This is a genomic window from Kosakonia sp. H7A, assembly GCF_003028445.1.
GTDB lineage: Bacteria > Pseudomonadota > Gammaproteobacteria > Enterobacterales > Enterobacteriaceae > Kosakonia > Kosakonia radicincitans.
The window spans coordinates 101791-128518 of the sequence record NZ_PYTZ01000003.1 but is presented as its reverse complement, the minus strand read 5'-3'; the positions used below and the strand labels follow the sequence as shown (position 1 = coordinate 128518).

General features: G+C 50.3%; 28 protein-coding genes and 1 pseudogene. 14 read left to right on the top strand and 15 right to left on the bottom strand.

Features of this window, described 5'->3' with window-relative positions:
• Position 1: 1 nt before the first annotated feature.
• The 3 genes from CWM66_RS13540 to CWM66_RS13530 all read right to left on the bottom strand — a co-directional run bounded on the left by CWM66_RS13540 (position 2) and on the right by CWM66_RS13530 (position 2967).
• Entirely contained in the window at positions 2-1522 is a 1521-nt protein-coding gene (locus CWM66_RS13540; protein ID WP_107146783.1) for an anti-phage dCTP deaminase, read from the bottom strand.
• Positions 1523-1962: 440 nt separating this feature from the next.
• Positions 1963-2166 (bottom strand): ogr/Delta-like zinc finger family protein, encoded by a 204-nt coding sequence (locus CWM66_RS13535; RefSeq protein WP_107146782.1) that lies wholly within the window; start codon positions 2164-2166, stop codon positions 1963-1965.
• Positions 2167-2169: 3 nt separating this feature from the next.
• A complete protein-coding gene (locus CWM66_RS13530; RefSeq protein WP_107146781.1) occupies positions 2170-2967 on the bottom strand; it encodes a capsid protein in 798 nt (265 codons plus the stop codon).
• A 571-nt stretch (positions 2968-3538) separates the two neighbouring features.
• On the opposite strand from CWM66_RS13530, the gene CWM66_RS13520 reads away from it, so the two are divergent.
• The 7 genes from CWM66_RS13520 (at position 3539) to CWM66_RS13490 (ending at position 9592) form a co-directional block, all read left to right on the top strand.
• Positions 3539-3805, top strand: coding sequence for an AlpA family transcriptional regulator (locus CWM66_RS13520; protein WP_107146780.1), 267 nt, complete (start codon positions 3539-3541; stop codon positions 3803-3805).
• Entirely contained in the window at positions 3802-4350 is a 549-nt protein-coding gene (locus tag CWM66_RS13515; RefSeq protein WP_107146779.1) for a host cell division inhibitor Icd-like protein, read from the top strand. Before CWM66_RS13520 ends, CWM66_RS13515 begins: the two co-directional genes overlap by 4 nt.
• Positions 4347-4574 carry a hypothetical protein gene (locus CWM66_RS13510; protein WP_020454813.1) on the top strand — a complete coding sequence of 76 codons (228 nt, stop codon included), beginning with the start codon at positions 4347-4349 and terminating at the stop codon, positions 4572-4574. The genes CWM66_RS13515 and CWM66_RS13510 overlap by 4 nt, the downstream gene beginning before the upstream one ends.
• Entirely contained in the window at positions 4571-4891 is a 321-nt protein-coding gene (locus CWM66_RS13505) for a DUF5375 domain-containing protein (protein WP_107146778.1), read from the top strand. Before CWM66_RS13510 ends, CWM66_RS13505 begins: the two co-directional genes overlap by 4 nt.
• Before the next feature lie 13 nt (positions 4892-4904).
• On the top strand, positions 4905-7238 hold the full coding sequence (locus CWM66_RS13500) for a primase-helicase zinc-binding domain-containing protein (protein WP_107146777.1): 2334 nt from the start codon (positions 4905-4907) through the stop codon (positions 7236-7238).
• Between the two features lie 463 nt (positions 7239-7701).
• Positions 7702-8655, top strand: coding sequence for a retron St85 family effector protein (locus CWM66_RS13495; RefSeq protein ID WP_107146776.1), 954 nt, complete (start codon positions 7702-7704; stop codon positions 8653-8655).
• A complete protein-coding gene (locus CWM66_RS13490) occupies positions 8642-9592 on the top strand; it encodes a retron St85 family RNA-directed DNA polymerase (RefSeq protein WP_107146775.1) in 951 nt (316 codons plus the stop codon). The genes CWM66_RS13495 and CWM66_RS13490 overlap by 14 nt, the downstream gene beginning before the upstream one ends.
• 715 nt (positions 9593-10307) lie before the next feature.
• Here CWM66_RS13490 and CWM66_RS13485 read toward each other — a convergent pair.
• Positions 10308-10481: a YlcI/YnfO family protein gene (locus tag CWM66_RS13485; RefSeq protein ID WP_072000377.1), complete on the bottom strand. Its 174-nt coding sequence runs from the start codon at positions 10479-10481 to the stop codon at positions 10308-10310.
• A 132-nt stretch (positions 10482-10613) separates the two neighbouring features.
• On the opposite strand from CWM66_RS13485, the gene CWM66_RS13480 reads away from it, so the two are divergent.
• Positions 10614-10922: a SymE family type I addiction module toxin gene (locus CWM66_RS13480; protein WP_007369470.1), complete on the top strand. Its 309-nt coding sequence runs from the start codon at positions 10614-10616 to the stop codon at positions 10920-10922.
• 110 nt (positions 10923-11032) lie between these two features.
• The gene (locus CWM66_RS13475; RefSeq protein WP_107146774.1) at positions 11033-12070 is read left to right on the top strand and encodes a virulence RhuM family protein; all 1038 of its coding nucleotides are present in this window, start codon (positions 11033-11035) and stop codon (positions 12068-12070) included.
• A gap of 146 nt (positions 12071-12216) precedes the next feature.
• On the opposite strand, the gene CWM66_RS13470 is transcribed toward CWM66_RS13475, so the two are convergent.
• The gene (locus CWM66_RS13470) at positions 12217-12900 is read right to left on the bottom strand and encodes a hypothetical protein (protein WP_107146773.1); all 684 of its coding nucleotides are present in this window, start codon (positions 12898-12900) and stop codon (positions 12217-12219) included.
• A gap of 477 nt (positions 12901-13377) precedes the next feature.
• On the opposite strand from CWM66_RS13470, the gene CWM66_RS13465 reads away from it, so the two are divergent.
• Positions 13378-13659: a hypothetical protein gene (locus tag CWM66_RS13465; protein ID WP_007369466.1), complete on the top strand. Its 282-nt coding sequence runs from the start codon at positions 13378-13380 to the stop codon at positions 13657-13659.
• 103 nt (positions 13660-13762) lie between these two features.
• Here the strand turns inward: CWM66_RS13465 and CWM66_RS13460 are convergent, their stop codons facing one another.
• Positions 13763-14389 (bottom strand): LuxR C-terminal-related transcriptional regulator, encoded by a 627-nt coding sequence (locus CWM66_RS13460; protein WP_107146772.1) that lies wholly within the window; start codon positions 14387-14389, stop codon positions 13763-13765.
• Positions 14390-15160: 771 nt separating this feature from the next.
• On the opposite strand from CWM66_RS13460, the gene CWM66_RS13455 reads away from it, so the two are divergent.
• Complete coding sequence (locus CWM66_RS13455) at positions 15161-16213, top strand: AbrB family transcriptional regulator (RefSeq protein WP_107146771.1); 1053 nt, start codon at positions 15161-15163, stop codon at positions 16211-16213.
• A 32-nt stretch (positions 16214-16245) separates the two neighbouring features.
• Here the strand turns inward: CWM66_RS13455 and CWM66_RS13450 are convergent, their stop codons facing one another.
• The gene (locus tag CWM66_RS13450; protein ID WP_107146770.1) at positions 16246-17133 is read right to left on the bottom strand and encodes a dihydrodipicolinate synthase family protein; all 888 of its coding nucleotides are present in this window, start codon (positions 17131-17133) and stop codon (positions 16246-16248) included.
• Between the two features lie 19 nt (positions 17134-17152).
• Positions 17153-17376 (bottom strand): annotated as a pseudogene (locus tag CWM66_RS13445) (hypothetical protein); the annotation flags it as partial.
• 191 nt (positions 17377-17567) lie between these two features.
• Between CWM66_RS13445 and CWM66_RS13440 the strand changes: the two are divergent.
• The 3 genes from CWM66_RS13440 to CWM66_RS29430 all read left to right on the top strand — a co-directional run bounded on the left by CWM66_RS13440 (position 17568) and on the right by CWM66_RS29430 (position 19427).
• Positions 17568-18734: a multidrug effflux MFS transporter gene (locus tag CWM66_RS13440; RefSeq protein ID WP_072440442.1), complete on the top strand. Its 1167-nt coding sequence runs from the start codon at positions 17568-17570 to the stop codon at positions 18732-18734.
• Positions 18735-18898: 164 nt separating this feature from the next.
• Complete coding sequence (locus tag CWM66_RS13435; protein WP_007369459.1) at positions 18899-19294, top strand: cupin domain-containing protein; 396 nt, start codon at positions 18899-18901, stop codon at positions 19292-19294.
• Between the two features lie 10 nt (positions 19295-19304).
• The gene (locus tag CWM66_RS29430; RefSeq protein WP_255416474.1) at positions 19305-19427 is read left to right on the top strand and encodes a hypothetical protein; all 123 of its coding nucleotides are present in this window, start codon (positions 19305-19307) and stop codon (positions 19425-19427) included.
• On the opposite strand, the gene CWM66_RS13430 is transcribed toward CWM66_RS29430, so the two are convergent.
• The 7 genes from CWM66_RS13430 to CWM66_RS13400 all read right to left on the bottom strand — a co-directional run bounded on the left by CWM66_RS13430 (position 19424) and on the right by CWM66_RS13400 (position 26651).
• Positions 19424-20305, bottom strand: a complete 882-nt coding sequence (locus CWM66_RS13430; RefSeq protein ID WP_007369457.1) for a hypothetical protein — start codon at positions 20303-20305, stop codon at positions 19424-19426. The genes CWM66_RS29430 and CWM66_RS13430 overlap by 4 nt on opposite strands.
• Positions 20305-21045 (bottom strand): DUF3944 domain-containing protein, encoded by a 741-nt coding sequence (locus tag CWM66_RS13425; protein ID WP_007369456.1) that lies wholly within the window; start codon positions 21043-21045, stop codon positions 20305-20307. Before CWM66_RS13425 ends, CWM66_RS13430 begins: the two co-directional genes overlap by 1 nt.
• Entirely contained in the window at positions 21035-21721 is a 687-nt protein-coding gene (locus CWM66_RS13420; protein WP_007369455.1) for an OmpA family protein, read from the bottom strand. The genes CWM66_RS13425 and CWM66_RS13420 overlap by 11 nt, the downstream gene beginning before the upstream one ends.
• A gap of 8 nt (positions 21722-21729) precedes the next feature.
• Entirely contained in the window at positions 21730-23484 is a 1755-nt protein-coding gene (locus tag CWM66_RS13415) for a hypothetical protein (RefSeq protein ID WP_107146768.1), read from the bottom strand.
• Entirely contained in the window at positions 23481-24746 is a 1266-nt protein-coding gene (locus CWM66_RS13410; RefSeq protein WP_007369453.1) for a hypothetical protein, read from the bottom strand. The genes CWM66_RS13415 and CWM66_RS13410 overlap by 4 nt, the downstream gene beginning before the upstream one ends.
• 13 nt (positions 24747-24759) lie before the next feature.
• Positions 24760-25689: an ATP-binding protein gene (locus CWM66_RS13405; protein WP_233218391.1), complete on the bottom strand. Its 930-nt coding sequence runs from the start codon at positions 25687-25689 to the stop codon at positions 24760-24762.
• Between the two features lie 80 nt (positions 25690-25769).
• Positions 25770-26651, bottom strand: a complete 882-nt coding sequence (locus tag CWM66_RS13400) for a YafY family protein (protein WP_007369451.1) — start codon at positions 26649-26651, stop codon at positions 25770-25772.
• Positions 26652-26728 lie beyond the last annotated feature (77 nt).

Here is a 26728-nt window from a genome sequence, read left to right as displayed (position 1 = left end):
CTTAAACTCCTATAATTCTGGCAAATAAATTAACAGAAATCTTCTCTCTTTCCAAGTAAGAAATAGGCAAAAGCAAAGTTCTTAATGAAGCATTTGCCTCACTCCACTTGACCACATTCCCTACTGAGTCTTTTCTTTTAATTCTATTTCCATTTCCATTAACTAAAGAAAATAAATTATAATAAACTCTAGGTCCTATTCCAATGAAAGGTTCAAAAATCACCTTCTCTGATACAGAAGTATCCCCTGTAATGGATTCTTTATGAAAATCGAAGGCTTTACTTTTTGGATATGGCTCTATATAAACAACTCTTTTTATACCAGCAGCAATAATATGCTTAGCACAATTATGGCATGGAAAAGTAGTGCAATATATAGAAGCATCTTGCGTGCTAACTTGACTTCTAGCACAAGATAATATCGCTTCCATCTCTGCATGGACAACACGCCCATACTCAGTAATATCTTTTATTAGACTATCACTCAAGATAGTGGATATTTTCGCCCTAGACTTTTTAGGTAACTGCCGTAGAATATCATCAATTATTTCTTTTTTTTGCCTTGCATTAGAATCATATCCTAGTTTGTAGTCTCTTCCATTTTCAACATCTTCATATATTTCTTTTTCAGAGTTAAAATAAGGCCAATATAATCCACCGCCAAATTTTGGAACATCATTAGCGCCAGTAGATATAATAGAAAAATCTTTCGCCAAAACTGCGCCGACTTGCCTAGATAAGTCGGCTGATCTTAATGCAGAAGAAAATGCCATATACATCGCAAATTCATCAAAAGTTGGAGTAATGAAAGGATTCCCAAATAGTAAGTCAAATACTCTTTTTATATCGTTATTTAATTTATCATCATTTCCATCCTGGCTTAAGAAGAAATCTGCCAAGTGGAATGCATCTCTAGTATGCTGCCCATACCCAGACTCCTCACCTTCATCCCTGGAAATTAATTTCCCCGCATCCTCTTCAGATATCCCTTTATTATTAACCAAATTATTCAATCTACGTTGCTCATCCGAAAAAATCCCGAAAAGCAAGAAACCTGCGCCATAGACTTTTCTAAACCAATAAACTTCCTCTTGATGTTTTATTGAGTTAACTATATATACAACACCACGCTTTCTTGCCAAATCAGGAGGGGGGGTTTCTCTTACCTCATTAATTCTTGCTATTGACCCCAAAGCTAACACATAATTACAATCACTATCTTCCCTTAACTTATTCCCCTTAGTCATTAAACTATCTATTCTTTGGTAATTTCCCGCATAGTTTTCCTCACCGGTAAGCTCAGAGATAATATCTTTAGATACATGCACTTCAATACAGCCAAAATTATACAAACTCAATCTGTCTCTTATTTTTTTAGTAATCTGTTCTAAATCCGTACCAACAGAGCAAACTAATCCTATGACCATTTCATCTAAAGGTTTTTCAGAAAGGTGCCTGCCTCCATCCTTTCTTATAACTGCTGAGACGTCATCAGTTAGTTCTGTAATTTTTCTGATTTTCATAACACCTCTGACTCGTCCAAGAGATCCGATATAGTACTTATAATTATTTTTTAGCACATTTTCTCGTCACTGAATCAACTTTTTTCTACGTATCATACTTTTTTAGGGCTCACTTCATTGAAGATCATCTGTCATATGAAAGAGTTTTATCTCTATGATTAATTAGCGTTTAAATCCTAATAATGCGCGCAGTACTTTCCCCGCCTCGCCTGCCCGCTTTGCGGGGCGGTTTAAATGCAGATGCATGACCGGGCTCAGGCCGCGCCGGGACTGGCGCGGGCGGGGTTCAGGCTGGCAGAAAAATAAATGCAGTTAAATGCACCTGATGCATGCAGGGTATTTTTCGGAAAAATAACGGGATTTTTTGCGTTTTTTTGGGGGGTGAGAGTGCAGCCGGTAGCCAGTACCGGCGCACATAAATCGGGATGTTTTCGGGGGAATTATTGCGGCTGAATATCTGCCCGTAAAACCGGGGTTTCCGGCATCGCCGGTCTGCGTATCACGCCGTCGAGTGTCTCGGTGGTGCGGAACGTGGCCGAGCATTCAATACTGGTGCACTGGTGATAGCGCTGTTTGAGGTTTTCTGTCAGATAGCGGCTGGTACGCGTGTGCGCGGGCTGTTTACAGAACGGGCAGTGAAACATGGTTCAGCCCTCCGCCTGTTTTCTCTTTCCGGCCAGTTGCGTGGCAAGCTGCGAACGCTTCAGCGGACTTTTATACAGCGCCATATCCACGCCGGTCAGCGGCGGGCGGTGCATGCCGAGCTGTGAGAACACCGGCTCATTGTCCATGTCAAAGTTATAAAATTGTGCCTGCACCGCAACATGCATGTGCAGCTCCTCAGCCAGAATATCCGCCGGGCGCGTCGCACCGTTCAGCTCCAGCGCACGCAGGCGCAGACAGAACGCCCGCACCAGTGCCGGGCTGATGTCCCGCATGGCCTCTGCCCACTCTGCCTGTGCGCAGACGCTAAACGCTCGTGCATGCTCAGTGACATACGTTTTACCTGTCGTGCAGGCTTCCAGCATGGCGCGGGATTTGTCCGTCTCCAGTTCAGCAATCAGGCCGGTGAACTCCTCCGCCAGTTCACGACCGGCGATGTGTCTGCTGTGTCCGGCCCTGAGCTCCGGCGTCATGGCACCGCCGAGACTGCGGAAACGCTCGCGCCAGCTCTTCTCTGCTGCGGCGCTTTCCTCAAGCGCGTTCTTCCGTTCCTTTTCGCTGCGGGTGATGGCTGCGCCGATGTCGTTCAGTTTTAGCATGCTGCCGGTGTGAGCGGCTTTTGCCTCTGTAAAGGCCTTCAGGGCACGGTTGACGGCGGCGGCGTTATCCTCTGCGGCTTTTTTATGCACGGTCTTAAGGGCACCGTCGATAACGGCGCGGGAGGCACCAGTCTGCGTGCTGCCGATGGTTTTCATGATGGAGGTCATAAGTTCAGTTTTCATGGCGGGGCTCTCTGTGTTGTCAATGTAAGTGCATTCTGCCGCGCCCTGCACAACGAAACGACCGGTTGCAGTTGTGGCCGGGATGGCACAGAAAGCCGCTGAAAAACCGGCTCGCCAGAAAGAGGTCCCAGGAAAAGCCCTCTTTCTGTTTGTTTTTCTGTATTTAACTCTTCACACTGTTCACTGATAAATAAAATAATAATTAATACAGTAAGTTAAAGGGTGAACAGTTGAGAAATTAAGTGTTCACCGACTGTTCACTACTGTTCACCGGCTTTTTGTTTCTTCCGGTACAGCAGTATTTTTTTCTGATGTTTTTTCCTGTTAATACCCGCCTAATTAATCGGATAAAAAGGTTTGCAATTTTAGTTACTGGTTATATTGGCCGACATTGACATTTATTGGCAAACAGAGGCAAACCCGAAAAATAAGCTGCTTATTAAACAGACAACCATGCAGAAAACAGCCTGATGCGCCCTTGTTGTAATACGCAAAAATATTCACAAAATAGAGCGCTACCCGAAGCCGGAAAGACACGACCGGCACTGTATGGACATTATGAGGTAGCCCGATGCACACCGCTTTTTCTTCCCCGTCTTCTGCCCCTGCCGCGCCGTTAATGCCGGTTTCAGATGTTATTCAGGAGCGCTTTTTACGCCTGCCGGAAGTGATGCATTTATGCGGCCTGTCCCGCTCGACCATTTACGACCTCATCAGCCGTGAGGCTTTCCCGAAACAAATCTCTCTTGGTGGAAAAAACGTGGCGTGGGTGCACAGTGAAATTACCGCATGGATGAGCGACCGTATCGCAGCACGTAACCGGGGCTGTGATGCATGATGTTGCCCGGTCAGCAAAACGCCCCTTTTTCTGGCTTGCTTCCTGTCGGCGTTTCCAGGTATAGTTTTCCCGCTGTCGCAAAATCGGCAGCCGGGCGTGAGAACCCGAGTTTCTTCAAGGCGACACCGGACGCGCCATGCGTCTTTTTTTGTGTCTATGCCTCTGTGCACCTGTTGTTTACGCACCGGTTCTTAAACCGTTGCTGTATCTGCGTAATGGTGGCTCAGGCGGGGCAGCCTTCGGGCTGGCCGGTTCCCTTGAAGGCCGGTTTCTCACCCCCGTCTGGGCTACCACCAGAGCGTGAGAACTCCGGTGGTAGCGATAACCGCTACTTCAAGGAGGTTGCCCTTATGGCTACGACCCTCACCCTGTCTCACCCGCAATTTATCTTTATTTTCGCTGCCGTTCGTCGCTCCGTACATAAACCGCGTGTCTGTATGCTGCGCATTATTGCCGCCGATGAGCGTACCGCCCGTCGTTCCCTCGTTCGCGATTATGTCCTCTCATTCGCCGGTCGCTTACCGGTTGCGGAGGTGTACGAATGAGCCACTCCATCCTCACCCTTGACGATCTCCGGTACCTCGAGCACCTGCGCAATATCGGCCATCTGGTCAGCGAGCTGGCAGCGGAACAGGACAATGTGACCCTCCGCCGCGATCCGGCTGAGCGTCTGCAACTCATTTCCCTGATTTACCTGATGACGGATCAGCTCGATGCCGTCATCGAGCGATGCAACCGGCGCTGGCTCGACGGGGAGGAAAAGGTATGAAACAGCCGTTACCACCCGTCCTGCGCGCTGCACTTTACCGCCGCGCCGTGGCCTGTGCCTGGCTGACCCTGTGTCAGCGCCAGCACCGTTACCCGCATCTGACGCTCGATGCGCTGGAGTCCGCTATCGCTGCCGAGCTGGAAGGGTTTTATCTGCGCCAGCACGGCGAGGATAAAGGCCGCCAGATTGCCTGTGCGCTACTGGAAGATTTAATGAATGCCGCACCGCTCAAAACCGCGCCAGCGCTCTCCTTTCTCGGCCTGGCCGTGATGGAAGAGTTATGCGCCCGCCACATTAAGTCGCCGGTACTGCACTGAGGGATAAAAAACAATGAAAATGAACGTAACGGAAACCGTGAAACAGGCGTGCGGCCACTGGCCGCGCATTCTCCCGGCACTGGGCGTAAAAGTGATGAAGAACCGGCATCAGCCCTGCCCGGTGTGTGGCGGCGCTGACCGTTTCCGCTTTGACGATAAAGAGGGGCGCGGGACGTGGTTCTGCAACCAGTGCGGCGCAGGCGACGGGCTGAGCCTGATTGAAAAGGCGCTGGGCGTGACGGTCAGCGAAGCCGCCGACCGCGTGAACGCCGTAACCGGCAATCTGCCGCCGGTTGCCCCGGAGATGATTGCTGCTGATACGGCAGAAACCGAAGCCGGGCGCAGGGAGGCCGCCGCGCTGGCGGCCAGTCTGCTGGCGAAAAGCCGCTCAGCCTCCGGTAACGCCTACCTGACCCGCAAGGGCTTTCCTGCTCTGGAATGCCTGACGCTCACCACCACGCACAGAACCGGCGGCGTGACCTACCGCGCCGGGGATGTGGTTGTCCCGCTGTATGACGACAACCGCGCGCTGGTTAACCTCCAGCTCATTAACGCTGACGGGGAAAAGCGCACCCTGAAAGGCGGCCAGGTGAAAGGGGCATGCCACACCATCGAAGGGCAGAAACAGGCGGGAAAACGTCTGTGGATAGTCGAAGGTTACGCCACGGCGCTGACCGTGCATCATCTGACCGGCGAAACCGTGATGGTGGCGCTGTCGTCCGTGAACCTTCTTTCTCTGGCGAGCCTTGCCCGCAGCCAGCATCCGGGCTGTCAGATTGTCCTCGCGGCCGACCGCGACCTGAACGGTGTCGGCCAGACAAAAGCTGCTGCGGCCGCAGACGTCTGCGCCGGTGTGGTTGCCCTGCCGCCAGTGTTCGGTGACTGGAATGATGCGTTCATGCAGCAGGGTGAAGAGGCCACGCGCCGGGCGATTTACGATGCCATTAAGCCACCGGTCGCGAGCCCGTTCGACACCATGAGCGAAGCGGAATTTACCGCCATGAGTACCAGCGAAAAGGCGATGCGGGTGCATGAGCATTACGGCGAGGCGCTGGCGGTTGACCCGAACGGGCAGCTCCTCTCCCGCTATGAAGCCGGAGCCTGGAAAGTGATTGCCCCGGCTGACTTCTCCCGCGATGTGGCGGCACTCTTTCAGCGCCTGCGCGCGCCGTTCTCATCAGGGAAAATTGCGTCGGTGGTGGAGACCCTGAAACTGATTGTCCCGCAACAGGGCGCTCCGGCACGGCGGCTGATTGGCTTCCGTAACGGGGTGCTGGACACGAAAACCGGCACATTCAGCCCGCACAGCAAGGCGCACTGGCTGCGTACCCTGTGCGAGGTGGATTTCACCCCGCCGGTGGCGGGCGAAACACTCGAAACCCACGCGCCACATTTCTGGCAATGGCTCGACCGCGCCGCCGGTGGCCGCGCCGACAAACGCGACGTGATACTCGCCGCACTGTTTATGGTGCTGGCTAACCGCTATGACTGGCAGCTTTTTCTTGAGGTGACCGGGCCGGGCGGCAGCGGGAAAAGTATTCTGGCCGAGATTGCGACCCTGCTCGCAGGCGAGGACAACGCTACCTCCGCGACGATTGAAACACTCGAATCTCCGCGTGAGCGTGCTGCGCTGATTGGCTTTTCGCTGATTCGTCTGCCTGACCAGGAGAAATGGAGCGGTGACGGCGCGGGGCTCAAGGCCATCACCGGCGGCGATGCGGTGTCGGTTGACCCGAAATACCGCGACGCCTATTCCACGCACATTCCGGCGGTGATTCTGGCCGTGAATAATAACCCGATGCGCTTCACCGACCGCAGCGGCGGCGTATCACGACGCCGGGTAATCCTGCACTTCCCGGAACAGATAGCCCCGGAGGAGCGCGACCCGCACCTGAAGGACAAAATCGCCCGCGAGCTGGCCGTCATTGTGCGCCAGCTTATGCAGCGGTTCAGCGACCCGATGACCGCCCGCGCACTGCTCCAGTCACAGCAGAACTCCGGCGAGGCACTCAGTATCAAGCGCGACGCTGACCCGGCCTTTGATTTTTGTGGCTATCTGGAAGCCCTGCCGGATGCTGACGGGATGTATATGGGGAACGCCAACATTATTCCACGTCAGCCGCGCCTGTACCTTTATCACGCCTATCTGGTCTACATGGAGGCTCACGGTTACAAGAACACCCTCAGTCTGACCATGTTCGGTAAAGGGCTGTCGTCCATGCTGAAAGAGTACGGCCTGAATTACGATAAGCGGCGAACAAATCAGGGTGTGCAGACAAACCTGACGCTGAAAGAAGAAAGCAACGGCGACTGGTTGCCGAAGTGCGATGAGCCCGCAGTAAAATAACCTACCTCAGACCGGCTATCGTCGGTCTTTTTTTTGCCCTGACTTGTCAAAAGTGAAGAGTTAACTGTTCACTCTTCACTAACCATTCACTTACCATCACATTGAAAATAAAGATTAAATTCACTCAGTGAACAGTATGACCAGTAAATATAAAAAAGATAATTTTGCTAAGCAAAAACCGCAGTATCTCATACCAACAAAGCATTTTTCTTGTACCAAATCGAATCGTCATGCCCTTGAATCTCTTTGCCAAATATGAGAACTTCATGTAACCAAACCTAGCATTTTATGGGTTAATAGCCCATCGAGCCATGAGTCATGGTTTCGCCTAGAATTTTAGCTATGCCCGTCGTTCAGTTATCGGAGCGGCGGCTGGGGGCCACCGATCCGATAACTGATCGACGTGCTCAAGTAGGTTTGGTTTTTCTGACCCCTAACATTTTGGTGTGTAAGGATCTTACCAATGTTAACTCAGCTCAAAAAAATTGGTACTGAAGTTCAACGAGCCACCAATTTATTTGCAACCTACGTTGATAAAAACAAAGTAAAATGCCCGGGGGATGTGAAAAAATTTATTTTCCTATGTGGTGCCAATAAAAATAACGGAGAACCTTCTGCTAGACGTATTGAGCTCATAGATTTCTCTGAGAAACACTTAAATAATTGTCATTTTTTTCTCGCCGAACTCGTATTTAAAGAACTTAGCAAAGACGAAGAAGAGTCATCCTCTGATAACTTATTAGATATCGAAGCTGATTTATCAAAACTAGCCGATCATATCATTATTGTTTTAGAAAGCTATTCCTCTTTTACAGAGCTTGGGGCGTTTGCATACAGTAAACAATTACGGAAAAAACTTATTATAATAAATAATACAAAATTTATTAATGAGAAGTCTTTTATAAATATGGGCCCGATAAAAGCAATAACTCAACAGTCCCAGCAATCTGGTCATTTCTTGCATTACAAAATGGCAGAAGGAAATGAAAGTATTGAGCGCTCTGATGGAATAGGGCAAATTTTTAATCCTTTGTACGATATCTTATCAAAAAACGATAGAGTAATTTCCCGCACTTTAAAAAAAGAAGATCTAGATCCTTCTTGTAACTTCAATAAAGATTCCGTTAGATTCATTCATGATATAATATTAGCTTGCGGGCCCCTGCAGCTTAGTGAGCTTATTGAAATAACTATAAAGATTTTCGGAACAGATAGTTTATATAGAAAGGAAATTTTAAAGCATTTAGGCATTTTAATGGCAATTAAGATTATTTCCTGCAAGAATGATCTTTATTATTCATGTTACAAACAATACTATTTTAAATATGATTTTGATATAGATAGCATATCATCAATGTTTAAAGTATTTTTCTTAAAAAATAAGTTGGAAAGGATTAGGGTTAATGAAGATATATAATTTAATTGACTCCGAAACATTAATGAGAAAAGGATTTACCAGTGAGGTGATGCGTTCTCCTGAACGCCCAAAGAAATGGGAAATCGCAAAAAAGAATGGTGGTGTTAGGACCATTTATCACCCGTCAGCTAAAGTTAAGCTAATACAATATTGGCTAATAAATAATGTCTTTTCCAATTTACCTATTCATGATGCAGCCTATGCCTTTGTTATAAAACGTTCGATCAAAAGCAATGCTTTACTCCATGCTAATGCTAAAAACAAATATTACGTTAAAATAGATTTTAAAGATTTTTTTCCTTCGGTAAAATTTAGTAACTTTGAGAATGCATTCAATACTTATCGAGATCGTATTGATTTTCCTACTGAGTATGATCAAGAACTCTTACAACTAATAAAATCTATATGTTTTATTTCAGATGGCAGCCTTCCAATCGGTTTTCCTACTTCACCTATTATTGCAAATTTTGTTGCTAGAGAATTCGATGAGAAACTTACTTTAAAACTTAATTCGATCGACAGACTTAATGCTATTTACACAAGATATGCAGACGATATCATCGTATCTACAAATATGAAAGGTGCAAGCGATATAATATTGAACGCGGTTAAAAGTACCTTAAGAAAAATTGAACCAAATTTTAAAATTAATAATGAAAAGATCCATATATGTAGTGCCTCAGGTGGCAGCATAATTGCTACCGGATTAAAAATATGTCACGACTTCCATGTCACTTTACATAGATCAATGAAGGACAAAATACGTTTGTATTTATCTCTTTTATCTAAAGGGAAATTGAAAAAGGAAGATTACAATAAACTTTCTGGCTACATTGCTTACGCAAAAAATATTGACCCTCATTTTTATACAAAATTGAATAGGAAATATTTTCAAGAGATGAGAGGGCTAGAAAACTCGCATAACAGAATAAGCTAAAATTTTTATTGAAGCTTAAACTATCGATGAATTTCACCTATCTTCACAATGTTCAAAGTATGTATAGAAATATGTATAATATCATAAGATCAAAAACACTAAAAACATTAAAATCAAACAGTTATAGTAAAAAACGAACTCCTGTGATCTTCCGCCAAAATGAAAACATTCCACATATGCTAATAGTTTATTCAATTCTTATTAATCATTTCCTTAATTTATTCGTTATAAGCATATAGATAATTTTTTGTGGAACAGATCAAAACATCAACAACACAACTAATTTCACAATTCTCCTTATTGGTAAGTTATACATTCACTCTAATCAAGTTGAATATATAACTACAACTATTCGTTTCAGAGCGTCCTGTATAAAACGCTCTCCCGCGCCGAAGAAAATTCTGGAAGATCACATCAGCACGAATTTAATAGAGTTAAGGAATTAAACAATTTATTAGATTAAAAATTATTTGAATATGCCGCCAGGTTTTCTCTTAGAGGAAACCAAACATTATATTTTATCTCACCTACATTTTTGACAGCTTATTAGCTTAACAATAAATCAAATATGAAAACGACTAAGATCTGTTATTCTTTTGAATTTTAGTTATATATGAATTTATAAAAACATAATAATTTCATTCTGATTCCATACTTTCTAAAACAGATTTAGAGAAACTAATTCCAATCCTTTAAAAATAAAAACAAGTCATTTTTATGCTTTTCCCTGTTCCACCTCAAGCCGCATTCTGCAAGCCTCTTTCACCCACTTACTAAAATTCCCTTTTCCGGCTGCCTTCTCAATCTGCTCCAAAAGCTCGTCCTCAAAGCGGATGTTCTTCATCGTGCTTTTAGATCGATCAAAATTCAGCTTTTTCTTCTCTTGCATGGTAGGTACCACTTCAGCTAAGTTATATTCATGTGGTACCTACCACATGAAACCGGACTTCATAAACAACGCCCCGATGTGATGCAACACAACCGGAGCGTCTAACCATCCCCAACTATCAAGGAGTTGATAATGGCTGATCCGCATTCTACCCCAGACTTTACGCCCACCGGAACCGAGCACAGTGTAATTGTGCGCTATCGCCCGAATCAGGGCGACACCAGTACGCCGTGCATTATGCTTTCCGGCAAGTGGCTGCGCGATGCCGGGTTTGATACCGGGCAACATCTGCTGGTGAAGGTGATGCAGGGTTGCATTGTGCTAACCAAACACAGCGAGAAGGAAGAGTGGCTGGCAAGCGAGCTGGATAAAACCCGCAGGCAACTCAGGGAAGTGAAAAGCGTCATGAAAAACGCCTATCTGCAATCAAAGCCTAACTGAGCGCCCTTTCTCCTTTATCTTCATAGTGGTTGCGCTAATGAAATGCAGTATGAGTATCTGGCATACTGCATAGCTTATTCAGCAATCAGAACGCATATCGCGGAGGCAGCATGGCAGATGAACGCTTAACCCAATCCCCGGCAGGTGAATTTATCATGTTCGCCAGCGGTGACGGGAAAGTACGCATTACATGCCGCTTCGAGCATGAAACCTTATGGCTCCCGCAGGCGTCCATTGCCGCACTTTACCAGGTCACCCCGCAAGCAATAACCCAACATATCAAAGCCATTTATGAAGAGGGAGAACTTGAACAAAACGCAACCTGTAAGCCTTACTTACAAGTTCAACAGGAAGGGACACGGCAGGTAAGTCGCAACACTCTTCACTACAGTTTGCCAGTCATACTTGCCATCGGCTACCGCGTTCGCTCCACCCGGGGCACACAGTTCCGTCAGTGGGCAACCCAGACGCTCCAGGAATACCTGATTAAAGGTTTTGTGATGGACGACGAGCGGCTGAAAAACCCGCCAGTCGGTTCTTCTGCCGTGCCTGATTATTTCGATGAGATGCTGGAACGCATCCGCGATATTCGGGCCAGTGAGCGCCGGGTATATTTACGGGTTCGGGAGATCTTTGCGTTATCCGCCGATTACCAGCCGTCACTCAAAGAAACGACGCTATTTTTCCAGACTATCCAGAACAAATTACATTTTGCCTGTACCGGCCTGACCGCCGCTGAGCTTATTCATCAGCGGGCTGATGCTCGTCAACCCAATATGGGATTAACCAGCTATAAAGGTGAAGAAGTGCGTAAAAGCGACGTGACGGTGGCAAAAAATTATCTCAACCAGAATGAGGTTAGCGAACTCAACCGCGTGGTTAATATGTGGCTGGACTTTGCCGAAGACCAGGCCCGCCGTCGTCAGCAGGTATTTCTGCGTGACTGGCAGTTAAAGCTGGATCAATTTCTGCAGTTCAACGACCGTGATGTTCTGCAAGATGCAGGAAAAATAAGTAAAAAAGCAGCAGATGAAAAAGCACAAACGGAATACGTCCAGTTTGCTGAGCAACAGCGGCGCTTAAAAGAGTCGGAAGGAGAGAAAAGCATCGCAGATTTACTTCCATGGAGTAAAAAGCCACGTAAATAGTGGAATCTTTTATTTTCAATAATACAAAAAATAAAGAGATAATCAGGATTTATATATCATAAAATTGATTTTTATTTTTATACCCCCGATTGTCAATCGGGGGTATAAAACACCCCCGAGATGTTATGGTTCATCAGTTTTTATAATCACGATCTTGTTTTTTTCAAGCGCATAAAAATATGACCATCCCAGCGCAGATCATATTTTATGTTTCCGATACCGGATAAACCAAGGTTATGGGCGATAACATTAAAAACAGCTTCGCATGAACAGGCATTATTTTTTCTCAGCCTGTAAACCCCCTCGTTAACATCAAATAAATAAACCGATCCGCCACAATTTAACAGTGCCGTAGAATGTGAAAAGCTGGAATACGTATGCTCAAGGGGATGCGGGATCCTTTCGCTTAATGCCGTGGATATAACAATGGCAGTATTATTATATGCAGGAACATTGTTCAGAATACATTTCATGTGGAATCTCGCAGCAGTATCGCCCGCCAACTCATAATGTAATCTGTAACCGGCTCGCCTTGCCAATAAATCCTCCTGCCTGTTTAGCGTTTGCAGAAGTTGTATACGCCCTTCTGTTGTTCTGTGCATTTTTATGGCAGAATTTTGCACATAGTTACCAAAATCAAAAAAACGCTGTTTGTCATTAATGGCAAATCCAACTGTATTTTTATCATTGGCAATTTCTCGCAGCGCATCAGAAGTCCAGTACAGAGAAGAACCGAAGCAAATCCCATTAAGCTGATGCTTATCAAGATAATTATTATAATCCCTATAAATATCGACGCACTTCTCAAATCCATTTAATATTTCAGTCATTTGCATTGCACCTTAATTTTATAACTTATTAATCCATTAAAAAAGCACATTAAGATCGAATCGCATGGATGAAAACTATATAAGCATGCACTGTAAGAATCTTCTAAAAACGCTTTAAATAAGAATTACAATAAACGCTAATGCGTTTAACACAATGATTGCTATTTGATGGTTTGTTATTCGCGTTACGACGCAATGCAAACAGCATTAACAATGCAATACACTATTTTCCCTTCCCCCTAATGGGCCCCCTCTGTATTTGCAAGGGTGACGATAATAATGGAGGATAAGGAAATATTACCGCATTCATCAAACGCGCCCGGCCAGAAAGACGAACCCCGTAGCATAAACCTTACCAACGTTATCTGCGCATAAATCAACCAATATCGGGCGCAACTGCGATTTATCACTCAGGATGTTCAGGAGTAACATAGACACTCCAAAAACCGACAGATAACCACCGACAGACAACAACCGATGAAACGCTCACTTTTTATCGTCATCACCGTTTTTTACTTCAACACCACTTTTGCCGCAGCGCCGTTACCAAAAGATGTCAGTGATTTCCGCGCGCTTGCCGAGCAGTGTGAACATTTTGCCAGCGAACAGGACAGCGATCTCAATGAGCAACAGCAAAAAGCACTGGATGCCAACCTTGAAGCTACCTGCGGTAAGGCCGTGGTTCAGCTCAAAACGTTACGGGAAAAGTATAAAAACGACGAGGAATTAATGAAGGTCATCAATGCCTATGATTTCTGATAGCTCTTCTGACGTGAATACATCATGGAAGGTGCCAACAGAATCTCCTGGTATATTGCCGCGGCGTTGCACCAGGCAATCTGAACCGTTTTGCGAAGAAAGCTTATTGCATATGCGTTAACAAATGTCGGCCAGGGGGAGCAGGAAGAGTGTAGCGTGTCGGGGATCTGACCTTCAACTCGTTGCTGTCTTTGCGCTCCTGAAAGGTTGCCTCCGGTACAACTTTACCGGCAATACAGCAAAAACAGTCATTCCAGTTATTGTAGATCTGGATCAGTTCCGCGACGCTGTTTAACCCGAGTTTCCGCAGGATCGCATTTTTATAATTACTGACGATTTTCTTATCCAAACCGAGCGCTTGCGCAATTTCATCACCCGCCTGGTAATCCAGCAGGTGGAGTAAAATCTTATGTTCCGTTTTATTCAGGTGGATTTCCCGGGAAGTATCAAACTTTGCCTTTCCTTTCAATAGCTTAAGAATTTTCTTAAGCTCATGCTTCAGAAAAGACAAAGAGGAAGCTTTGTCCACTTTTATGAATCTTGAACATATAAATGAAGGAAAACTTTTTTCTTCACTCAGGATTAAAATGAGTTTATCAACACTAAAGAATAATATTTGTTCATCCCCACGATCGTACGCAATCAATGTATGCGTTGCGCAAGGATTAATCGCTTTGAGCAGTATATCCATGCCCATCACAAAGTAACTGTCCTGTGAGATGATATACATATTCAGCCCCCGATAAGGTTATTTCTCGCCTCGTCCACATGACTGATACGTTTGTCAGAGTAATGTTAACGTTTGCCGCAGGGTTTATCTTTCACATTGAAAAACAAAGTTTTCCAACCCATTGTATTATTAATAAATAATGTCCTCAGGTATTCTTATCTGCCGGCTCGCCTGCACCATCTGAGTTGTTAACAATACATTATATTTCCGTTAAAAACTTCGCAAGCTCATCGGTAACATAAAACGAAAAAAAAGAACTGGAATATATCAACCAAATGCACTACGAGAGCCCAAAAGTTTATTCATACGGAATTTTTTAACACCGTATGTATTAACAGGTTGATTAACATATCTTAATTATGAAAAAAGAAAAAAAGGATGAAGGGAAAATTTCATTTTCTAATTTTTGCTACCTGTCTAATAGTCGACCTACTAAAATTAGTTATCTTTTTCTTAATAGCAAGAATATCGATCATGTTTTAGGATTTTTCATGTGGCAAGTGAGTGATTAAGAAATTAATTAACAAGTTGCCTTTTATCCTGGGCTGACAAACGATGTTGTTAACCTGCCTCTTAAATTTTACCTGTAATATTAATGTAATATACAAAAGCGAACTGTGTTACACAGTGCCAGATGAAAGATTGCACAGCCCGAAGAGAACGCTTACATTCGAAAGACATGCCTTGCTTTTCAAACTGTTATTATTCGGGGAGTGTTATGTTTTTCGCTGATCCCACGGTTATCACTGTCACTCATCCGGAGTGCTGCTGATGGCGATACCCAAACTGCATAACTGGTTGCCTCTTCTCATCCTCTCACTGCTCTTTGTTGCCATGATGGAGCTGGTCCATTTGCCTGCGGCGCTCCTGCTGGGTCCGATGTTTGCCGGGATTATTCTCGCCATCCTTAACCGGCCTGTGGTAGTAAGCAAAACCAGTTTCGGCGTTGCGCAGGCGGTGGTCGGCGCCATGATCGCCCATGCCATTCCCCCTTCGGTGTTCGGTCGCATTGCTGCCGACTGGCCGCTGTTTATCAGTTGTATTGTTTCGGTGATTTTCGCCAGTGCCATTCTCGGCTGGATTATGGCGAAGCTACAGGTTTTTCCTGGCTCCACGGCGATCTGGGGTTCATCGCCAGGCGCGGCGGCAGCCATGACCATTATGGCCGAGAGTTTCGGTGCCGATGTCCGCCTGGTGGCGTTTATGCAGTATCTGCGGGTGATGATTGTGGCGCTGGTTGCGGTGCTGGTAACCCGCATATGGATGGGCGCGACCAGCCCGGATCATGCGGTCGCGACATTTACCCTGTTCGGCCCGGTGCGCTGGCTGCCGTTTGTCGGTACGTTGCTGGTCATTGCGGCAGGTTATCTGATCGCCCGGCGGGTAAAACTTCCCTCTGGTCCGATGCTGATAACGTTAATTCTGGGAACCATTATCGAAGATACCGGGGTGTTATCACTGGAATTGCCGCCGTGGCTGCTGGCGCTCTCCTACGCGGTGATTGGCTGGAGCATCGGGTTGCGCTTTACGCGGGAGATTGTCTGGTACGCCGCCCGCGCACTGCCGCGCGTGTTGCTGTCGGTGCTGACACTGGTGGCCGTGTGCTGCGGCTTTGCATTTTTGCTGGTGCAGTTCGCCGGTATCGATCCGCTCACCGCCTATCTCGCCACCAGCCCCGGCGGGGCAGACACGGTGGCGATCATCGCCTCTTCAAGTCACGTTGATATCTCGTTTGTGATGGCGATGCAGACCGGGCGCTTTATTCTGGTGCTGATCACCGGCCCGGCGATCTCACGCTTTGTGGCGAAAAGGCTGGGAGCATAACCCCGGCAGGAACGTCAATGCCGGGGCGACAATCACCCCGCAGCCAGACGCAGCCTTTCGATCACCCCAGCCACTTCACGGCGCGCGTCGCCTTGCAGCGTCTGTAATGGCGGCGGCAGACACGGCGCCGTCACCACGCCCAGTAATTCGGCGGCAGTTGCGATCACGCGCAGGCTGCCGCCATAGCGGTTGAACAGATCCCACAGCGGTGCCAGCGCGTCGGAATGCGCACGCGCCTGCGCCATGTCACCGGCCTGCGCCGCGCGGGAGATGGCCAGCGCCGCTTGCGGGAAAAGTCCGCCCAGCACCGAATACCAGATCCCGCAACCAGCGCTCAGACCGTCCACTGCAATAGCATCGCCGCTAATGCCGAGCGTAATATGTGCCGGAATGTGCCCCCGCAGCGCCGCAATCCGCTCCAGCGCGGCAATGGGAGGAATTTTGATCGAGCCGACATTGGGTAACTGGGCGATGCGGGCAAGTAGCGCATCGCTGAAGGTGAAATGCGTCGCACGGGGATTATCGTAAACGCAGAGCGGCACCGACAATTCGCGTGTCACCGCCGCGTACAGGCCAAAGACTTCCTCTTCGGTTAACGCGTGATAGGAAACCGGCGCCAGCAACACCGCGCTAACGCCCGCTTTTTGCGCATCTTCCGCCAGCCACAGCACATCGCGGGTACGCAGTGCGCCAATCCCGGCGATCACCGGCACCGCGCCGGAGTGTTCCGTCGCCAGACGCAACGCAGCAGCGCGTTCATTACGGCTGAAATAGGGATAGCAACCCGTCGATCCTAACGCCCCAATCGAATCCACCCCGGCCACGCGAAGTTTTTCGATCAGCCGAACGTATGCCGCTTCATCCAGCCGCTCATCAACCAGCGGCGTCAGTGGAAATGCGCTCAGTCCAGTGAAATCCATGCTTTACCCCCCTTCAGAGTCAGAAACCCAACGCTGTTTTCTCACAGCAACAGCCTGGCATCATACGTTGCAATCCGGCGATCGGTTCGTCGCCTGCCTCACATAATGCAGCCTGCGGCATTTCCGGCAGGCTCTTGAGGATGAACCTTAGTTTTCGTCGCCAACCGGAACAGCGTAGCGCAGGCTGATAGCGTTGTAGAGATCCACCACCGGGTCAATGGCCGGTACCACGCCGTGGCGCAAACGGATATCCCGCACCACTATGCCAACGACAGCGCGCAGCCGGTGATCTTTACCATGACGGCCAGCGAGCGCCATTCATGAATCTCCCTCATAACGTCATTATGATTTAATGACATCATCATTTGTGTCGCTCTGATTAAGATAACGTTCCGCCTTTGTCGGCACCCTCCTCGTTACTGAATCAGGATCCTATGAGCAACAAGATACACGGGCCGCTGTTCCTCGCGATCCTCAGCGCGCTGATGGCCTTTACTTCTCTGTCGACAGATATCTATCTGCCCGCCATGCCGCTGATGGCCAGCGAGCTGCAAGGGGATATCGAACTGACCATTACCGGTTTTTTAATCGGCTTCGCGCTGGCACAACTGGTATGGGGACCGATCAGCGACGCCATTGGCCGCCGTCGACCGCTGTTTATCGGTATGCTGCTGTTTATTATCGGTTCCGCTGGCTGCGCCCTGTCGACGGATATTCAGCAAATTGTCTTCTGGCGCGTGTTCCAGGCCTTTGGCGCCTGTACCGGGCCGATGCTGGCGCGGGCGATGATCCGCGATCTGTTTGCCCGCACCCGCGCCGCGCAGATGCTCTCGACGCTGACCATCATTATGGCTATCGCGCCGATTATCGGGCCGCTGGCGGGTGGGCAAATCATTAAGATCACCAGTTGGCACGCCATTTTCTGGCTGCTGGCGGTGATTGGCGGGCTGATGTTCTTCTCTCTCTATGCGCTGCCGGAAACCCTGCCGCCGGAAAAACGGGTCAACACCTCGCTGGCGGGCGCATTTACCAACTATTTCTCGCTGTTGCACAATCGTACCTTTATGCGTTTTACGCTGTGCCTGACCTTTTTCTACGTTTCCGCGTATGCGTTTATTACCGGGTCGCCGTTTGTCTATATCCGCTATTACGGTATCGATCCGCAATATTACGGCTGGCTGTTCGCCATCAATATTGTGGGGCTGATGGGGATGAGTATGGTGAACCGGCGGCTGGTGCAGCGCCATCCGCTGGAAAGACTGCTGAAAATCGCCGTAGCCGGTGCCGCTGTTGCAGCCGTTGCGCTGGCGCTGGTGGTGAAGCTGCAACTGGGTGGCATTGCTGCGGTCGTTGTCTGTGTCTTCCTGTTCTTCTCAATGAACGGCATCATCGCCGCGACTTCTACTGCTGCGGCGCTTGATGCGGTGCCTGCCATTGCCGGGTCAGCCGCCGCGTTAATGGGTTCCTTGCAGTACGGCAGCGGCATCATTTCATCACTGCTGCTGACGTGGTTTCGCGACGGCACGCCATGGACAATGGTGTGGATCATGGCGCTCTTCACGCTCGCCAGCGCGGCGATGGTACTGCGCCGCCATTCATGACTCTGGCTCATAAGCTCATGCCGATTTCTCCCAATAGTCTCAGGTAATCGGCAGGGCTATGATCGCTGTTCCCGGAAAACGTGCGGGGCAGCGGTCACGCCAGCCTCCACCGATTTTCCGCCCGGTGAGTAAACTTAACGATAAGACCCACACTGGAGAAGACCATGAAGATCATCCGCAATGCTTCCGTTCCTTCTGCGCAAGGCCCAAAGGAATATTTCACTGGCCATGTTCGTATCGACGCGCCGTTTAAGGCCGAAGAACCTGCCCGCGTGGGCGGCGCAACGGTGACGTTTGAACCGGGCGCGCGCACCGCGTGGCATACCCATCCGCTCGGCCAGACGTTGATCGTCACCCACGGTAAAGGCTGGATCCAGTGCGAAGGCGAAGCCATTCAGGAGATGAACCAGGGCGATATCGTCTGGATCCCGGAGGATGTTAAACACTGGCACGGCGCGACAGCGGATACAGCGATGACACATATCGCCATCGCCGAGTCGTTAAATGGCAGCCCGGTGACCTGGCTTGAACAGGTTACCGACGAGCAATATCGCGGCTAACGAAGAAGCCATGAATAGCGTTGAAAACAACGTGGTGGTGATCGCCGACGATGTGGATATCAACGAATGCTCTTCCGCCCGGCGCGACAAGCGCTGTAAAACCGTAGCGCCGGGCGTGCCTGCGCCGGTTTAACGTGGCAACAATTCTGGCGTAAAACGCTGCAACTCACTCAGCAACAGCGGGTTATCCGGCGAGTTAAACAGCTCGCTAAGCTCCGTTTTTTTGTTATGGAAGGCCAGCGCTTCCGGGTTCGCTTTACCACTGATCGCCTGTTTCGCTTTACGGTTACACCACTGGCGGTACTCTTCCAGCGTGGCGCGGTAGCGCTGCGCATTCTCACGCATCAGGTGTTCGGCCAGACGGAATTTGCCGTAGCGGTCGCAAAGCTGACTTTCGATGTAGATCGCTTTCGGCAGGATATCCATCATCAGGGTGATAAAATCCAGCACCTGCTCAAGATGGCGATCGGTCAGCTCATCGGCGAACGAGAGCAGATTATCAATCAGCGACAACACTTCATTACGCTCGCAGGCCAACTGCGCCAGCAGGCTTGCCGCTACGTCTTTGGTCTCCTCCACCAGCGCTTTATCCAGCAGCAGCACGCGGGCCGATTCCACCACGCCAAAATAGCGCGACAGTTTTTCCATATAAAAGATGACGTTCTGCGCATGAATATCGGCGGAGATCACGTCGATGCTTTGTTGTAGCTTGTCGATTTTTTTCGCCAGGTACAGGGTTTGCACCACAATTGCGCCGACAACAATGCCTGTCGAAAGGCCGATCGCCGCCAGTTGCGTGGCCTGCGCCATCTGTACCAGCTGTTTCAGTTCGGTGATGGATTCCGGGTTAAAAGGGATCTGTTTGAGCGGCATATGCTGCGCAATCCCTGATTTTTCCGCCAGTTCCGTCCAGTACGCCACGCCGTCGCGCAGCACCGCTTTCCCGTTTTGCAGCGCTTCCAGCACGTCCGGATAGACCTTAAGCCAGTCAAACGTAAATATGGTATCCATCAAAAAATGTCCTCTTCAGGTTTCAGAAGCTGCTGGCGCATCGCCGCAATTTGTACCACCGCCGGCAACGTAACGCGGTAGGCCGGGCCGGTCAGCGCCGGTAGCGTGAGCAGCGCGGAGATCGCCATCCCCACTGGACCGGCAAAAATACCGATCGCCCGCACCAGTCCCGCATTGGCCGCCAGCGCCAGCCCGCGCCCCAGCAACGCTCTGGCGACAGCATTGGCCACAATCAACGACACCTGGTAAGACATAAATCCGCCGAGGCGAATCGCCGCGATAATGGCGGACAGCGCCGCGCCGCCCGCCAGATTGCCGTTGATTTTCAACTGCGCGCGCACGCTGGCGCGTTCGGCTTCACTCATGTTTTCCCAGGAATCCTCAAACAATTTCGCCAGCATCGCTTTCTCGATTTCTACCGTGTCGGCGGAGAAATCCGTTTTCACGCCGATTTTTTTACACACATCGGTCAGGATCTCTTTGTACGGCACGCCGTTGCGGCGAATGAAATTCATCAGAGAATCGCCGCCAAAATGCTGCAATTCAGCCCCAATAAGCTGCCAAACCTGGCGAAAATCGCCGTTTGCGGCCTTGAATGCCTCATCGCCGGTTAATGACTCGGTGTAGCGCGTGGAACCATCTTTGTCGGTGGTTAAATAGTTCACCAGTACGCCCAGCATCTCCTGGTCTGCATAGCGCAGAAGCTCCAGGTCTGTATCCTGCCTGTAGTTATTTGCCATCGGTTATTGACTCTGTGGTAGTGCTGTCCTGACGTGCGGCAGCATGGGTGAGAAATTGCACTTCAACGCGGCGGTTGCGCTCATCATCAGGCGAAATGCCGCTGAGCGGCTGTGAATCGCCAAAACCGGCGACAATCACGCGCCGCGATTGTTGTTCATCCAGCGAGGTGACCAGCAGCTTGCGCGCTTCCCGCGCACGGGCGGCGGAGAGCGTGTAGTTGTCGTCATAAACGGTACAGAAACGGGAAATATCGGTGACCGGATTGCTGACCTGCAAGTTGTCGGTATGCCCTTCCACAAACACCTGGGTATTCGCCGCGCTGCCAACAAACTCAGCAATCCGCGGGGCCAGGCGCGCCAGCGCATCTTTTGCCTGATCGGTGATACAGGCGCTGCCTTTGGCAAAGATTTTGTCGCGCAGGGTGATTTTGCCGCTGGCCATATCAAACCCCACCAGCATCTCTTCACCGCGATCGGCCATCTCCTTTTGCATGCTGTGCATCAGGGTGTTCAGCTTCTGCTGCGCTGCCGCCAGGCCACTGTTTTTCTCCTGCTCACGCTTCACTTCCGCCACTTTATTTTGCAGCACCGATAACACCAGCATCAGCATGACCACGGCCATCACGCCCGCCATCAGATCCGAGATAGAGACCCACTCATTTGGTTTATCTTTCATCGGCTGATTTACGCCTCTGCGCTTTCAGGCAGCGGATTCAGCCTGTAGTGTTGCGCTTCGGTCAGCAATGTCGCGAGCTTACGCTGCATATCCATCACCGCGGCAATAAGCGCCTCTTTTTCTGCCGAGGGCCACTGGCTGGCGAGCTGTCTCGCCGTGACGTCGCACAGGTCTTCCAGCTTCTCATGCAGCGTAACGATGACCTTACAGGCGTTTTCCAGCGCGGCTTGCGAGTCATTAAAGCGCTTCGGCAGCGACTCCAGCCGCTGGTTGCTGACGGAGACGGCCATCAGGCTGGTCTGGATCTCTTTGGTGACCCGCTTGATGTATTGCGTCATCTCCTGCACTTCAATGTTGAGGTTTTCACTGGTGATGGAGAAGTCGTTCATCACCCGGCTCTGTACTTTCGCCGCCTCGTTGGTTTTCTCGCTCAGCTCCGTCATGGTGCTATCAATACGCGCCGACATGGTATCGACCGACTGGCTGATCACGGAGGTCGCCGAGGTGAGCTGGCTGGCCATCTCCGTCATATTGCTGCTGAAGGCATCGCCCATCTCGCCAATCGCCGCTTTGAGAGAGCGTTCGATGGTTTCCATGGTGGCGCTTAGCTGGCGGGTGGAAGTAGACAGCATCTCGCTCATCTGCTGTACGTTGCGGGTAAAGTCGCTGTTCATCTCCGTCACCACAGCAGAAAGCTCGCTACGGATATCATTCATCACGCTGCTTAAATCCTCGCCCAGCGTGGAAACAACTCCTTGCAGGCTTTCCGCGGAATCCGCCACTTTCTGCGAAGCGTTACTCATCGCGCCAGCCGCCTGTTGCAGCGCCTCCAGGTTCTGCTGGCTGCTGCGCGTATAGCTCTCCAGCAGGCTGCGGGATTGCCCGTTGATATCGGCAATTTCCGTCAATGTCGCCAGTTGATGCGTATGGCGCTGCGTTTCGTACTCTTCGGCGCGTTTCGCCTGCTGAACAAACTCATCGCGTAATGTCTGAGTTTGCTGCGTCAGCGCCGCGACGAGACTTTCGGTGGCCGTTATCTGCGCCTGCTGTTGCTGCGCGTGGCGCTGCGCTTCGGCTTCTTCGCCCTGTTTTACCTGCTGCGCAAACGCATCGCGCAGCGTTTGGGTTTCCTGCGCGAATGCCGCAACGAGCGTGTCAGTCGCCGTTATTTGTGCCTGCTGCTGTTGTTGAAGTTGCGCGCGGCGCGCGGCCTCTTCCGCTTCGCGGTTCTCATCAATTGCCTGCTGCAACCGGGCCATGCACCAGCTTAAGCGGCGCTCTTCATAGCCGTTATGGGTTTCCCACCACTTCAGGACAATAAAGGCGATAATCCCCCAGGTGGAGGTTTTAAATTTCACCCCCAGCCCCTGCATCATATTCATCAGATCGCCCATGGCGCTATCCATTGCGCCAATGCTGTTGCCGGTGTTATGCAGAATGCCGGAGGCTTTATCCAGCGCCAGCCCAAGGCCAAGAAACGTGCCCAACAGGCCGACAATTAACAGCATCCCCGGCATAATGGCGGCGATCTTCTCCGCTTTCGTCGCCACCGACTGGCTAAGTTCAGCGGCGGAACCCAGCCCGGAATTCATTTTTCCCTGCGTCTGACCATCCCATAATGTTTGCCAGTTCGCCTCTTTCGCCCGACGTTTCACGCTGCGAATAGTCATCGCCACGCCAGCTACCATCACCAAAAAGAAGAAAAGCTGTAACACATCCAGACCGGGAATCAGGAAATGGCCGACCTCTGCCAGCAGGTTCATGCCATCACCTCAACCATCAGCCCTTTTTCGGTACGTTGCTCGCAATCGTTGGCAAAGATGAGCGCAAAGTCGTTGATCAGATACTGTTCTTCCGTCGAGAGCGCCGACCACGGGCGGTTGTCCTGTGAACACTGAATCAGCAGACGCCCCACTTCCGCGCCGCGCTCCAGCAGAAATTCATTTCCTTCATCAATCAGTTGCTGTTCGTCTTTTTCCAGCATTTGCAGGAAGCCTTCGGCCGCATTCACGTAACAGCGACGCGCCTGCAAGGTATCTTCCAGTGCATTCAATTCTTGTTCTTCGCGCGGCAGGGAAATCTGCAAGTCGTTGAGCATAGCCATATCTTCCGCGCTCAGCGTTTCATTGTTCTGGGCGCGCAACAGGCGATCGCGCAGCATGCGGCTGCGGGAGAGCACCTTGCTATCGCGTTCCCAGTCCGCCTCCAGTAACTGACGGCTTTTCTCCCAGGCGATGATCATCTCTTCGAAGATAAACGGAATGATCGGCTTACCGAACTGACGAGTCGTCAGTGCATCCAGTTGCAGTGTGTGCTCTTCGCTGAACTCCGCATCCTGTTGAATCAGACGGTTAGCGGCGAAAATGATAAACAGCAGGTCATCATCAATCTCTTCCACGCGGGTAACGGATTCCATACGGCTTTCGTAAAACGCCAGCAGTTTCTGTACCGCGCGCAGGCGCAGGTAGTATTCAAAGTCCTGCAAATCGTCGCGCTCAAGGGCGATGTCCACTTCCGCTTTGGCAATCATGTAGTTGTTCAGCATCGCAATGGCGGAAACGGCGGATTTCTCTTCACCGTGCAGTTCACGTTCCGCTTCGGCCAGCGCTTCTGCATGGCGGCGAGCCTCTTCCAGCGCGGCTTTATCGAGCTGCTGCTGACGCGCGCCTTTGCACCAGTCAATCACCCATTGAATCGCTTTCTGCGCGCGACGCACCAGCGGGTGTTTATCGGCTTTCTCCAGCCACGCCAGCCCTTTATCCAGCAATGCCAGCGCTGTTTTGACCCAGGGATGCGTAAAGTACGCGCCTACCATCTTCAGGAAGGTGCGGCCTTTGCTGATGTGCGGTTTAATGCGCGTCCACATCTGGCTGACTTTACCGACAAAACCTTCCGCTTTTTCCGCCATCCAGCCAATGGCGCTACTGACGTACTCTTTCGCCTTGCTCACCGCCGACGAAACAAAGCTGCCAACCGAGGAAACCACAGAGGAAGCAAAATCGCATACAGAATCTAACCAACCCATTATTTTTAATCCCTTAGCTCACGCCGAGCATTTTTCTTGCTGTGTCAATGTGTGGAGGTATGTGTGATGCAGAAGAGGCGATCGCGCGATACGCTTCGCGGATCTGCGTCAGCGCGCTTTCAATGTGCGCCAGAGCCAGCTGTTGTTGCGGGCTGCGAACGGCTTTCGGCAATGCCAGCCGCATCGCATTGCGCATATCGCGCCCGGAAAGGCCATCGGAAAGGGCAACCGCCTGCGCGATCAGGGTTTCGCGGTCATCCGCCAGTGGAATGGCCGCCACCAGCAGTTTGGCCCAGATGCGCTGGCGCTCAGGCTCGCCGGGCAGGGTAAAGCCGATATGATGGGTGATGCGGCTCAGGAAGGCGCTATCGTAATTTTTCACAAAGTTGGTGGCGAAAATCACGATACCCGCGTGTTTTTCCAGTTCGATAAGCAAGGTGGAACGCATGGCATTGACCTCATTATCAATACCCTGCGTGACAGAAGAGAGGCGTTTACCAAGCAGCGTGTCGGCTTCGTCAAAGAACAACACGGCATTTTCGCGTTCGGCCTGGCGAAAAAGCTCAGCAATATTCTTCGCCGTTTCGCCCATAAATTTGCTTTCCAGATCAGTAATGCTCACCAGCATGATATTGCGCGCCAGCGAACCGGCCAGCGCCTCGGCGGTCAGGGTTTTTCCGGTGCCTGGCGGGCCGTAAAAATTAAGGACAATACCTTTTCCTTGCGGGTCAACGGCAGAGAATCCCCAGTCGAGGTAGATCTGCTGGTAGTGCTCGATTTTGGCTTTCGCTTCATCCAGTTGTTCAATTACTTCCGCCGCCAGGGCGACATCGCTTTCCAGCGTAAAACGCGGCGCAATCGCTGGAGCGAAAAGTGATTTATCCTCATCATCGGCTTTTTCCCGTTGCCGGGAGAACTGCGGGCTGATGCGTCCGGATGTCATACTATCGCCTCTCTGTGTTAACGGTTTCGGTTTACGCGAACCAAACATATAAGTCCCTGTCCTTGATAACGTCGCGGCCGCTATACGGCGTGAAAACGGGTATGTAAATCCTGTTCAAATTGCTCGCGCAGCGAGGCAGGCGAAAGAATGCCGATGTCTGGCAGCCAGTAGCGCAGCCAGCGAAAAAGCGTATGCGGATCGCTGATCGCCGTAGAGAGCGTCAGGCTGCCATCGTCGTGGTGTTCAATAATGCGTTGCGCGGGGAACAGCGCCCGGCGGGTGACATACTCCGCGGCATGCGCCGATACGCGCAGTACCGTCTCCACCCGCGAGCCAAAGCGAATACCGACATGATTTTCCAGCTCGGCGACCACCTCAGCGAGCAGCTCAAAGCGCTGGTCGGTGCTGGTTAGCCGCTCAATACGCGCCACTTCGAACGCCTTTAACTGCCCTTTTTCTATGGCCGCCAGGTACCACAAGCCGTATTGGTTAATCAGCCGGTAAGGCTGCGCGCGCCGGGCTTTGTCGCGGTAGCGATATTCCACTTCTGTGCGCTGGCTAATGGCCTGATTTAACTGGTTAAGCAGCGGCTCGAGCTGCTGATTTTGCCGGCTGCTCGGTGCGTGAAAGGAGATATTGCTGCGCTGTTTCATGCTGTTACGCAGCGATTGTCCGTCCTGGCGCGGAAAGAGATGCGCCACGCCGGTAAAGTCAGCGAATTCCGCCAGATGACCGCTGTGTAATGTCGGAAGAAGGTGGGCGCTGAGTTTATAGCGTCCTGGCGAAACCTGATCGAGGATATGTCCCAGCCGCGCAAGGTCGCGGTAAGCCGTGCGTTCCGTTATGCCGAATTTATCGCACAGCCACGCCTTATCGATGGTTTTGCCCTGATAGAGCGCAGCGAAAATTTCGCACAGCCGCTCAATCAACGGGTCGTGTTTTCTGTCGTGACTTTCCTTCATTGCTGCGGGTTCCGGAATAAAGTCTCACAAGACGTTAAAAGTACAGCCTGACCATCGCGCCACGGCCCGAAGTTTCA

Coding starts and splice junctions, on each gene's coding strand:
- CWM66_RS13415 (WP_107146768.1), bottom strand. CDS start 23,484: ATGAACCTGCTGGCAGAGGTCGGCCATTTCCTGATTCCCGGTCTGGAT.
- CWM66_RS13495 (WP_107146776.1), top strand. CDS start 7,702: ATGTTAACTCAGCTCAAAAAAATTGGTACTGAAGTTCAACGAGCCACC.
- CWM66_RS29430 (WP_255416474.1), top strand. CDS start 19,305: ATGAATAGCGTTGAAAACAACGTGGTGGTGATCGCCGACGATGTGGAT.
- CWM66_RS13455 (WP_107146771.1), top strand. CDS start 15,161: ATGGCGATACCCAAACTGCATAACTGGTTGCCTCTTCTCATCCTCTCA.
- CWM66_RS13540 (WP_107146783.1), bottom strand. CDS start 1,522: ATGAAAATCAGAAAAATTACAGAACTAACTGATGACGTCTCAGCAGTT.
- CWM66_RS13535 (WP_107146782.1), bottom strand. CDS start 2,166: ATGTTTCACTGCCCGTTCTGTAAACAGCCCGCGCACACGCGTACCAGC.
- CWM66_RS13515 (WP_107146779.1), top strand. CDS start 3,802: ATGATGTTGCCCGGTCAGCAAAACGCCCCTTTTTCTGGCTTGCTTCCT.
- CWM66_RS13510 (WP_020454813.1), top strand. CDS start 4,347: ATGAGCCACTCCATCCTCACCCTTGACGATCTCCGGTACCTCGAGCAC.
- CWM66_RS13410 (WP_007369453.1), bottom strand. CDS start 24,746: ATGGGTTGGTTAGATTCTGTATGCGATTTTGCTTCCTCTGTGGTTTCC.
- CWM66_RS13420 (WP_007369455.1), bottom strand. CDS start 21,721: ATGAAAGATAAACCAAATGAGTGGGTCTCTATCTCGGATCTGATGGCG.
- CWM66_RS13460 (WP_107146772.1), bottom strand. CDS start 14,389: ATGTATATCATCTCACAGGACAGTTACTTTGTGATGGGCATGGATATA.
- CWM66_RS13520 (WP_107146780.1), top strand. CDS start 3,539: ATGCACACCGCTTTTTCTTCCCCGTCTTCTGCCCCTGCCGCGCCGTTA.
- CWM66_RS13405 (WP_233218391.1), bottom strand. CDS start 25,689: ATGACATCCGGACGCATCAGCCCGCAGTTCTCCCGGCAACGGGAAAAA.
- CWM66_RS13530 (WP_107146781.1), bottom strand. CDS start 2,967: ATGAAAACTGAACTTATGACCTCCATCATGAAAACCATCGGCAGCACG.
- CWM66_RS13490 (WP_107146775.1), top strand. CDS start 8,642: ATGAAGATATATAATTTAATTGACTCCGAAACATTAATGAGAAAAGGA.
- CWM66_RS13505 (WP_107146778.1), top strand. CDS start 4,571: ATGAAACAGCCGTTACCACCCGTCCTGCGCGCTGCACTTTACCGCCGC.
- CWM66_RS13400 (WP_007369451.1), bottom strand. CDS start 26,651: ATGAAGGAAAGTCACGACAGAAAACACGACCCGTTGATTGAGCGGCTG.
- CWM66_RS13430 (WP_007369457.1), bottom strand. CDS start 20,305: ATGGATACCATATTTACGTTTGACTGGCTTAAGGTCTATCCGGACGTG.
- CWM66_RS13435 (WP_007369459.1), top strand. CDS start 18,899: ATGAAGATCATCCGCAATGCTTCCGTTCCTTCTGCGCAAGGCCCAAAG.
- CWM66_RS13425 (WP_007369456.1), bottom strand. CDS start 21,045: ATGGCAAATAACTACAGGCAGGATACAGACCTGGAGCTTCTGCGCTAT.
- CWM66_RS13465 (WP_007369466.1), top strand. CDS start 13,378: ATGAAACGCTCACTTTTTATCGTCATCACCGTTTTTTACTTCAACACC.
- CWM66_RS13500 (WP_107146777.1), top strand. CDS start 4,905: ATGAAAATGAACGTAACGGAAACCGTGAAACAGGCGTGCGGCCACTGG.
- CWM66_RS13470 (WP_107146773.1), bottom strand. CDS start 12,900: ATGACTGAAATATTAAATGGATTTGAGAAGTGCGTCGATATTTATAGG.
- CWM66_RS13475 (WP_107146774.1), top strand. CDS start 11,033: ATGGCAGATGAACGCTTAACCCAATCCCCGGCAGGTGAATTTATCATG.
- CWM66_RS13440 (WP_072440442.1), top strand. CDS start 17,568: ATGAGCAACAAGATACACGGGCCGCTGTTCCTCGCGATCCTCAGCGCG.
- CWM66_RS13450 (WP_107146770.1), bottom strand. CDS start 17,133: ATGGATTTCACTGGACTGAGCGCATTTCCACTGACGCCGCTGGTTGAT.
- CWM66_RS13480 (WP_007369470.1), top strand. CDS start 10,614: ATGGCTGATCCGCATTCTACCCCAGACTTTACGCCCACCGGAACCGAG.
- CWM66_RS13485 (WP_072000377.1), bottom strand. CDS start 10,481: ATGCAAGAGAAGAAAAAGCTGAATTTTGATCGATCTAAAAGCACGATG.